The following is an 8719-nucleotide window of genomic DNA, read 5'->3' on the forward strand; positions in this document are numbered from 1 at the left end:
GGCCACGGCGTTTCAGTGCGACGCGACGCTGACACCTAGCCCAACAGCTTGCGCACCTTGTTCAAGGCCACGATGAAGCGCTCGATCTCCTCGTGCGTGTTGTAGAACGCCAGCGACGCCCGGCAGGTGGCGGCCACGCCGTAGTACTGCAGCAGCGGGTGCGCGCAGTGCTGCCCCGAGCGGATGGCCACGCCTTCCAGGTCGAGCAGGGTGGCCAGGTCGTGCGCGTGTGCGCCTTCGATCAGGAACGAGACCACGGCCGCCTTGTCCGGCGTGGTGCCGAAGATGCGCAGGCCGTCGATCTTGTCGAGCTCTTCGGTGAAGTGTGCCAGCAGCTCGGCTTCGCGGGTTTCCACGTGCGCCAGGCCCAGCGATTCGAGGTAGTCCACGGCTACGCCCAGGCCGATGAAGCCGGCGATGTTGGGGGTGCCGGCTTCGAACTTGTGCGGGGCATCGTTGAACACGGTGCCCTCGAAGCTGACTTCCTTGATCATCTCGCCGCCGCCGATGAACGGCGGCATCGCGTCGAGGTGCTCGCGGCGGGCCCACAGCGCACCGGTGCCGGTCGGGCCGCACATCTTGTGCCCGGTGATGGCGTAGAAGTCGCAGCCGATGGCAGCCACGTCGACCTTGCGGTGCGGCACGGCCTGGGAGCCGTCGACCACGGTGATGATGCCGCGCTTGCGCGCTTCACGGCAGATCTCGCGGACCGGGTTGACCGTGCCGAGCACGTTGGAGACGTGGGCCACGGCCAGCAGCTTGACCTCGGCGGTCATGGCACGGCGCAGGGCGTCCAGGTCGAGCGCACCTTCGGGGGTGATCTCGGCCACGCGGATGGTGGCGCCGGTGCGCTCGGCAACCAGCTGCCACGGCACGATGTTGGCGTGGTGCTCCATCCGCGAGACCAGGATGACATCGCCGGCCTTCAGCCGCGGCAGCGCCCACGAGTAGGCGACCAGGTTGATCGCGAAAGTGGTGCCGCTGCACAGCACCAGCTCGCTGGCGCGCACGTTGAGGAAGCGCGCCAGCTTGTTGCGAGCGCCCTCGTAGGCGTCGGTGGCCTCGGTGCCCAGGGCATGCACCGCGCGGCTCACGTTGGCGTTGTAGCGGCGGTAGAACTCGTCCACCGCGCCGATCACCTGCACCGGCTTCTGGCCGGTGTTGGCGTTGTCGAAATAGACCAGCGGCTTGCCGTGCACTTCGCGCATCAGCAGCGGGAAGTCGAGGCGGACGCGGTCCCAGTCCGGGGCCGCCGCGGTATCGGCAGCCGGGCGCGGGGTGGAGAGGTTCATGCCACGCCTGCCCGTGCCAGGGCCAGGTCGAGCTGGCGGCGCAGCTGTTCGGTCAGGCGTGCGTCGAGCGCGTTCAGCGGTTCATGGCAGAACGCGGCACTGAGCAGCTGCTGGGCCTGGTCGGCGGGCAGGCCGCGCGAGCGCAGGTAGAACAGCGCGTTGGTGTCCAGCTGGCCAACCGTGGCGCCGTGGGCGGCCTTCACTTCGTCGGCGTCGATCACCAGCGTGGGCTGGGTATCGATCTCGGCGTCGGCCGACAGCAGCAGGTTCTTGTTGGACAGGTTGGCATCGGTGCCATCGGCGCCGGCGCGGATATGGATGCCGCCGTGGAAGACCACCCGGCTGCGGTTGGCGGCAACGCCACGCCAGACCATCTCCGAGGCGGTATCGCGCGCGATGTGCTCGATGCCCAGGCGGGTATCGACGTGGCGGCGGCCATTGCCGAGCAACACGCCGTTGGCGGTCAGCTGGGCGTTGTCGCCTTCCAGGCGCACGTTGAATTCGTGGCGGCTGAGCGCGGCGCCCAGTTCCAGGTCGATGCGACGGTACTGCGCATTGCGGGCCAGCACGGCGTCGGTACGCAGCAGGCTGGTGGCGCGGGTGGCGTCGGCCTGCACGCGGGCGTGCGAGAGCACGGCGTCCTGGGCCAGGTGCACGTGCACCAGGGTGTTGCCCAGGTGCGCGGCATCCCCCACATGCAGGTGATGCTCGACCACGCCGAGCGCGGCGCCGCTGCGCAGTTCGATCAGATGACGGTGGTGCCAGGCCAGGTCGGCGGCGCCGGCCACGCTGACAAACACCAGCTGCAGCGGCAGGTCGATCCGTGCCTGCTCGTCCACGCGCACCAGCACGCCTTCATCGGCGAGGGCGGCGTTGAGGCGGGCGAAGACTTCTTCGCTGCGCTCGAAACGACGGCCGAGGAAGCGCAGGGCCTCATCGCCGGCGGCCAGCGCGGATGACAGCGTCTGCAGCTGCACACCGGCGGGCAGTGCGCCCAGGTCGCTCAGCGCATCGGACGGACGGCCGTTGACGAACACCAGGCGCGGCGACGGGATGTCGGCCAGCAGCGCAGCATCGACCTCGGCGGCCGCAAGCGGGGCGGGGCTGAAGCTGCGGCGCTCCAGCTGGCGCAGGGAGGTGTACTTCCAGGCTTCGGTGCGCGGGCCGGGCAGGCCGGCCTGCAGGGCGGCATCCAGTTCGGCGCGACGCGCGTCGCTGCCGCAGAAGCCGCTGGCGAGGGAATCCAGCAGGACGCTCATCAGACCGCTGCCTCGGGAACGACGCGATCCTTCAGGAAATGGTAGCCGTGGGCTTCCAGTTCCAGCGCCAGTTCCGGGCCACCGGTCTGCACGATCCTGCCGTCGGCCAGCACATGCACGACGTCCGGCTTGATGTAGTCGAGCAGGCGCTGGTAATGGGTGATCACGATGAACGAGCGGTCCGGCGAGCGCAGCGCGTTGACGCCGTCGGCTACGCTCTTGAGCGCATCGATGTCCAGGCCGGAGTCGGTTTCATCCAGGATCGCCAGCTTCGGCTCGAGCACGGCCAGCTGGAAGATCTCGTTGCGCTTCTTCTCACCACCGGAGAAGCCTTCATTGACGCCACGGTGCAGCAGTTCGTCCTTCAGGTGCAGCACGGCCAGCTTCTGGCGCACCAGCTTGAGGAACTGCATCGAATCCAGTTCTTCCTCGCCACGCGACTTGCGCTGGGCATTGAGCGCGGCGCGCAGGAAATAGGTGTTGTTCACGCCGGGGATTTCCACCGGGTACTGGAAGGCCAGGAACAGGCCGGCGGCGGCGCGTTCTTCCGGCGCCAGGTCCAGCAGGTCGCGGCCTTCGAACTGCACGCTGTCGGCGCTGACGTCATAGCCTTCCCGACCGGCGAGCACGTTGCCCAGGGTGGACTTGCCGGCGCCGTTGGGGCCCATGATGGCGTGCACCTGGCCCGGCTTCACGTCCAGCGAGAGGCCCTTGAGGATGTCCTTGTCGCCGATGCGGGCATGGAGGTTGTCGATCTTCAGCATGATACGAATCCGGGATAGCGCCACGCCATGCGTGGCTGAAAAAATTCAAACGAAGGCGGCTGTCGGGTTAACCCACAGACCCTTCCAGCGAGACTTCCAGCAGCTTCTTGGCTTCCACCGCGAACTCCATCGGCAGCTCGCGGAAGACCTGCTTGCAGAAGCCGTCGACGATCATCGATACCGCGTTTTCCTGGTCGATGCCGCGTGCGCGGCAATAGAACAGCTGGTCGTCGGAGATCTTGGAGGTGGTCGCTTCGTGCTCCACCGTCGCAGTCGGGTTCTTGACCTCGATGTACGGGAAGGTGTGTGCGCCGGACTTCTTGCCGATCAGCAGCGAATCGCACTGGGTGTAGTTGCGCGCGCCGTCGGCATTGCGGTCGACCTTGACCAGGCCACGATAGGTGTTCTGGCCGCGACCGGCGCTGATGCCCTTGCTGACGATCTTGCTCTTGGTGCGCTTGCCGATGTGGATCATCTTGGTGCCGGTGTCGGCCTGCTGGCGATGATGGGTAAGCGCGACCGAATGGAACTCGCCCACCGAGTCGTCGCCCAGCAGCACGCAGGACGGGTACTTCCAGGTGATCGCCGAGCCGGTCTCGACCTGGGTCCAGGTGACCTTGCTGCGGGCGCCACGGCATTCGGCACGCTTGGTGACGAAGTTGTAGATGCCGCCCACGCCGTTCTCATCGCCCGGGTACCAGTTCTGCACCGTGGAGTACTTGATCTCGGCATCGTCCAGCGCGACCAGCTCGACCACTGCGGCGTGCAGCTGGTTCTCATCGCGCATCGGCGCGGTGCAGCCTTCCAGGTAGGACACGTACGCCTTGTCCTCGCAGATGATCAGGGTGCGCTCGAACTGGCCGGTATGGCCGGCGTTGATGCGGAAGTAGGTGCTCAGTTCCATCGGGCAGCGCACGCCCCGGGGGATGAACACGAAGCTGCCGTCGGAGAACACCGCCGAGTTGAGCGCGGCGAAGTAGTTGTCGCCGACCGGTACCACCGTGCCCAGGTACTGCTTGACCAGGTCCGGGTGTTCCTTGATGGCTTCGGACATCGAGCAGAAGATCACGCCCTTCTCGGCCAGTTCCTTGCGGAAGGTGGTGCCGACCGAGACCGAGTCGAACACCGCATCCACGGCCACGCCAGCCAGCTTGGCACGCTCGTGCAGCGGCACGCCCAGCTTGTCGTAGGTGTCCAGCAGTTCCTTGGGCACGTCATCCAGCGAGGCGTACTTGGGGCCCTTGGGCGCGGAGTAGTAGCTGAGCGCCTGCAGGTCGATCGCGGCGATCTCCAGCTTGGCCCAGTCCGGCATCGGCATGGTCAGGAAGTGACGGTAGGCCTCCAGGCGCCACTGCGTCATCCATTCGGGCTCTTCCTTCTTGGCCGACAGGGCACGGATGGTGTCCTCGTCCAGGCCAGGCGGCAGCGAGTCCGATTCGATGTCCGTGATGAAGCCGGCCGCGTACTTGCGGCCGAGCTGCTCGTGGATCTCGCGGTTGGGGGTATCGCCGGCGGCGACGGTGTCGAGGGTATCGGTGGCCATGGGGGCTGCCTGTGGATCAGGAGACGACATCCGCCGCGATCACGCGGCGGGGAGCGTCAACAAGGGGAAGAGGGGGCAGGATCTGCGCCAGGCTGACCGCACGCAGTGCTTCGGACACCACGTCGTTGATCAGCCGCCAGCTGCTGCGCGCGCCGCACTGCATCTCACGCCCGCACTGGCTGTGCTCGTGGGCGCACTCGGTCAGGCCCAGCGGGCCCTCCATGGCTTCCACGATCTCGAACAGGGTGATCTGGTCGGCCGCGCGGGTCAGGCGATAGCCGCCGCGCACGCCGCGCAGGCCTTCGACCAGCCCGGCCTGGGCCAGCGGCTTGAGCAGCTTGCTGACGGTGGGCGGTTCGAGGCTGGCGAACTCGGCCAACTCGGTGGCACTGAGCACCTCGCCCGGGCGGGCGGCGAGCACGGTCAGCACGACGGTGGCGTAATCGGTGAGCTTGGTGACGCGGAGCATGGGGAGGGCGGAACCTTAAAGCGGACTGAAATTGTACGCTTTTCTCCGCGGGCATCCAACCCACCCCGTTCAGGGGCGTCGCGGCAGGCCCTCGCGGGGGCGGGCGCCCGCGTCGCTTTGGCAATCACAAAGATTAAGCGAGAATCGGTCCCTACCTCTCGCAACGGCCAGCCAGATGCCCAAGAAGATCCAAGCCCGCAAGTCCTCCATCCATGGCAATGGCGTATTCGCGCTGGCGCCGATCAAGAAGGGCGAGCGGGTCATCCAGTACAAGGGGCTGCTGCGCAGCCACGCCGACGTGGATGCCGATGATACCGGGGACGTGGAAAGCGGGCACACCTTCCTGTTCACCCTGAACGACGATTACGTCATCGATGCCAACTACAAGGGCAACGACGCGCGCTGGTTGAACCACAGCTGCGAGCCGAACTGCGAAGCGGTGATCGAAGAAGCCGAGGGCGACAACCGCCGCGAGGACAAGGTGTTCATCGAGGCGATCAAGGACATCACGCCGGGCGACGAGCTGACCTACAACTACGGCATCACCCTGGCCGAGCGCCACACCGCGCGCCTGAAGAAGATCTGGGAATGCCGCTGCGGCTCGAAGAAATGCACCGGGACGATGCTGCAGCCCAAGCGCTGATATCGTCGGTGGCGTACCGGCCCTGGGTCGGTACCCGCTGCGCAGGGTGGTGGATGCCGACACGCCGTGCACATGCCGGTCACTGTTGCCCAATGCGGTCCTGCGCAGACTGGAAGCTCCTTTTCAACGGAGCTTTCCATGGCACACGCACTCAACGGCAAGCAGGTGGCGGTTCTGGCCACCGACGGTTTTGAACAGTCCGAGCTGCAGGAGCCCAAGCGCCTGCTGGAATCCTGGGGCGCTACGGTTACGGTGATCGCGCCCGGGGATGCCAGTCAGATCCGCGGCTGGAAGGACAAGGACTGGGGCGAGAGCGTCCCCGTCGATCAGGCGCTGGCCAGTGCCAAACCCGAGACCTATGACGCGCTGGTGCTGCCGGGCGGGGTGATCAACCCGGACAAGCTGCGCATCGATGCGCAGGCGGTGGCCTTCATCAAGGGTTTTGGCGCCACCGGCAAGCCGGTCGCGGCGATCTGCCACGGGCCGTGGCTGCTGGTGGAGTCCGGGTTGGCCAAGGGTCGCGCGGTGACCTCGTGGCCGTCGCTGAAGACCGACCTCGGCAACGCCGGTGCACAGTGGCGCGATGCCGAAGTGGTGGTGGACGGCAACCTGATCACCAGCCGCAAGCCCGATGACATCCCGGCGTTCGCCGATGCGGTGGCCAAGGCGTTGGCCGGTTGATCAGTGCGGGTACCGATTCACGGTCGGTACCCGCCGCATGTTCGGAGCGTGTCGACCATCGATCGATCTCTACCGGCCGAGCATGCCCGCCGGTACCAGCTTGCCGAGGTCCTGGTTGAAGGTGACCACCAGTTTGCCGTTCTCGACCTGGGCCGACTGCACCTGCAGCGCGCCGAGCACGCCGGCCACGGCCGGGTCGATCTTGTAGATCGGCTCGCGGCGCGCGTAGTCGGTCAGCCAGGCGTTGAGCAGGCTGCGCGTGCGCGAGTCCAGGCGGCCACCATTGTTGGCCGGGGTGAAGTCATCCACGGTCGGCTGGTCCAGGTGGAAGCCCTGGGTCTGCGCGTCGTAGCGCAGCCCGCTGCTGAGCTTGACCTTGCCCAGTGCGGCCGGCGCACTGCCGGCGGTGGCCATGGCGATGTCGAAGCCCAGGTCCAGCCGGTTGCCCTGCGGCAACGCCAGCTTCGGGTGGCTCATGGTCATCGCGATCAGGCCGCCCAAGGCGTCCTGGGTCCGCGGGAAGCTGCTGTCCAGATATTGCTGGACGTCGGGAGCGCCGACCGACAACTGGCGGCCGGACACGCTGGGTGCGGCCTGTGCGCCCACCGCTGCGGCGATCAGTAGGGTGCAGGCGGCAAGACGGGACAACAGCGGTCGTGCGTTCATGGTGTCAGGCCGGGCAGGGAAGAGAGACGCCAACGATAGCGCCTTCGGCTGAATCCAGCTTTGACGGCGTCTGGCCGCACGCATGGCGTTGCCGCAGCCTCAGTCGAGCACCGGTTGCAGTGACGCGCCGTGGATTTCCCAGCCACTGCCATCGGCGCGCGGTTGCAACCGGTACCAGCCTTTGTAGCGCACGATCCGATCGGCGGTAGTGACCCGTATGGTCACCGGCACCTCGCGCAACCGTGAGGGCTGCGCTGCATCGCGGGCGATGGGAACGTCACTCTCCATGCGTATGCCGCGCACACCAGGCAATTGCATGAGACCGCGCAGGGCAGCATCGTCCCGGCCTGCGGCACCGCCGCTCCACAGGGCCTCGGCGGCGGCATGATCGCGGCGCATCACCGCGTTGAAGTAGTTGCGCACGACGGTGTTCTCGTCGGCTGCGTCGGGCGGCACGGCACTCACTACCGCCGGCGCCATCGTGGCCAGCGCGCCCGCCTGGGCATCATCGGTCGTGGCGGGGGCCGGCGCGGGCGCGGTCGCATCTGCCTTGGCACTGCCGTCGTCATCGGCATGGCGCTGGCAGGAACATCCGCCCATCAGCAGGAGCGGCAACAGGATCACGGCACGACGCATGGCGGACTCTCCCCGGAGAAGGGGAGAGTGTAGCGGGCGGTCGCCAGCGTCAGGGCGCCTGCTGGATGTCCTGGAGCGCGCCGAGCACTTCGCCCAGCTGCGGCTGCAGGCGGGTCAGCGGATGCGTCGGTTCGTGCGCGTGGCGCTGGGCCAGGTCATGCAGCAGCTGGGTGGCCACGATGGCCGCCGCGCGCTCGTCACCGCTGAGGCCGGTCTGTCGCCGCGCCACTTCCAGCAGGCGCATCCAGTCCTGCTGGGCGCGGTGCTCCAGTTCGATCGTGCAGCGTCCGCTGCACTGCAACCCGTCCTTCTCGATCGGGGTAACGGTAATGCGGTAACGCTGGGAGGGGCTGGTCATGGCGGCTGGCGTTGGGGGGACAGGCCCACCATAGGCGGGCGCATCGCCGGCGACGACCGGTGCGGTCGCACGCAGTGTTCCACCTTGTGCGTTCCACGCGCAGGCCAACGCATGGAGAGGGCCGTGGCCGCAGGCTTTGCGCGCCGTGCCGGGCGATTGGCCGTATCGGGCAACGCTGTGTTTCGCTACCTGGGCAGCAGCGCAGAAGAAGGTTTTTCGTCTGTATGTGGAGCAAGCGCGAAGCGCGCCTTGAATCATTTTTCGCGAGGCGGTCGGTGGGTCGGGCGCTGGGCCCGCATGCCCTTTCCGGCGACGCCCCCGGCCGCGAGGCGGCCTCCTCCTTTATTTCGCCTCCAAGGGCATGCGGGCCCAGCGCCCGACCCACCGACGGACGTCAGAAAAGCCTGG

At 67.3% G+C, this 8719-nt stretch carries 10 protein-coding genes; 2 read left to right on the forward strand and 8 right to left on the reverse strand.

Annotation, left to right across the window (positions count from 1 at the left end; all coding sequences use genetic code 11):
- Window positions 1-35 precede the first annotated feature (35 nt).
- The 5 genes from RTO53_RS10045 to RTO53_RS10065 form a co-directional block, all read right to left on the reverse strand.
- Complete coding sequence (locus RTO53_RS10045; protein ID WP_312237657.1) at window positions 36-1292, reverse strand: cysteine desulfurase; 1257 nt, start codon at window positions 1290-1292, stop codon at window positions 36-38.
- The gene (gene sufD, locus RTO53_RS10050; RefSeq protein WP_312237658.1) at window positions 1289-2551 is read right to left on the reverse strand and encodes a Fe-S cluster assembly protein SufD; all 1263 of its coding nucleotides are present in this window, start codon (window positions 2549-2551) and stop codon (window positions 1289-1291) included. The genes RTO53_RS10045 and sufD overlap by 4 nt, the downstream gene beginning before the upstream one ends.
- Complete coding sequence (sufC, locus tag RTO53_RS10055; RefSeq protein ID WP_312237659.1) at window positions 2551-3315, reverse strand: Fe-S cluster assembly ATPase SufC; 765 nt, start codon at window positions 3313-3315, stop codon at window positions 2551-2553. The genes sufD and sufC overlap by 1 nt, the downstream gene beginning before the upstream one ends.
- Window positions 3316-3382: 67 nt before the next feature.
- Complete coding sequence (sufB, locus tag RTO53_RS10060; RefSeq protein WP_312237660.1) at window positions 3383-4858, reverse strand: Fe-S cluster assembly protein SufB; 1476 nt, start codon at window positions 4856-4858, stop codon at window positions 3383-3385.
- Window positions 4859-4874: 16 nt separating this feature from the next.
- The gene (locus RTO53_RS10065; protein WP_256777476.1) at window positions 4875-5327 is read right to left on the reverse strand and encodes an SUF system Fe-S cluster assembly regulator; all 453 of its coding nucleotides are present in this window, start codon (window positions 5325-5327) and stop codon (window positions 4875-4877) included.
- A gap of 175 nt (window positions 5328-5502) precedes the next feature.
- Between RTO53_RS10065 and RTO53_RS10070 the strand changes: the two genes are divergently transcribed.
- Both RTO53_RS10070 and RTO53_RS10075 read left to right on the forward strand, forming a co-directional pair.
- The gene (locus tag RTO53_RS10070; protein WP_312237661.1) at window positions 5503-5970 is read left to right on the forward strand and encodes an SET domain-containing protein-lysine N-methyltransferase; all 468 of its coding nucleotides are present in this window, start codon (window positions 5503-5505) and stop codon (window positions 5968-5970) included.
- A 138-nt stretch (window positions 5971-6108) separates the two neighbouring features.
- Window positions 6109-6651 (forward strand): type 1 glutamine amidotransferase domain-containing protein, encoded by a 543-nt coding sequence (locus RTO53_RS10075; RefSeq protein WP_312237662.1) that lies wholly within the window; start codon window positions 6109-6111, stop codon window positions 6649-6651.
- Between the two features lie 69 nt (window positions 6652-6720).
- On the opposite strand, the gene RTO53_RS10080 is transcribed toward RTO53_RS10075, so the two are convergent.
- The 3 genes from RTO53_RS10080 to RTO53_RS10090 all read right to left on the reverse strand — a co-directional run bounded on the left by RTO53_RS10080 (window position 6721) and on the right by RTO53_RS10090 (window position 8311).
- Window positions 6721-7317, reverse strand: a complete 597-nt coding sequence (locus RTO53_RS10080) for a DUF1439 domain-containing protein (protein WP_312237663.1) — start codon at window positions 7315-7317, stop codon at window positions 6721-6723.
- Window positions 7318-7416: 99 nt separating this feature from the next.
- Window positions 7417-7953: a hypothetical protein gene (locus RTO53_RS10085; protein WP_312237664.1), complete on the reverse strand. Its 537-nt coding sequence runs from the start codon at window positions 7951-7953 to the stop codon at window positions 7417-7419.
- Window positions 7954-8002: 49 nt separating this feature from the next.
- Window positions 8003-8311 (reverse strand): DUF3861 family protein, encoded by a 309-nt coding sequence (locus RTO53_RS10090; protein ID WP_312237665.1) that lies wholly within the window; start codon window positions 8309-8311, stop codon window positions 8003-8005.
- Window positions 8312-8719 lie beyond the last annotated feature (408 nt).

This window comes from Stenotrophomonas sp. (genome assembly GCF_031995405.1).
GTDB lineage: Bacteria > Pseudomonadota > Gammaproteobacteria > Xanthomonadales > Xanthomonadaceae > Stenotrophomonas.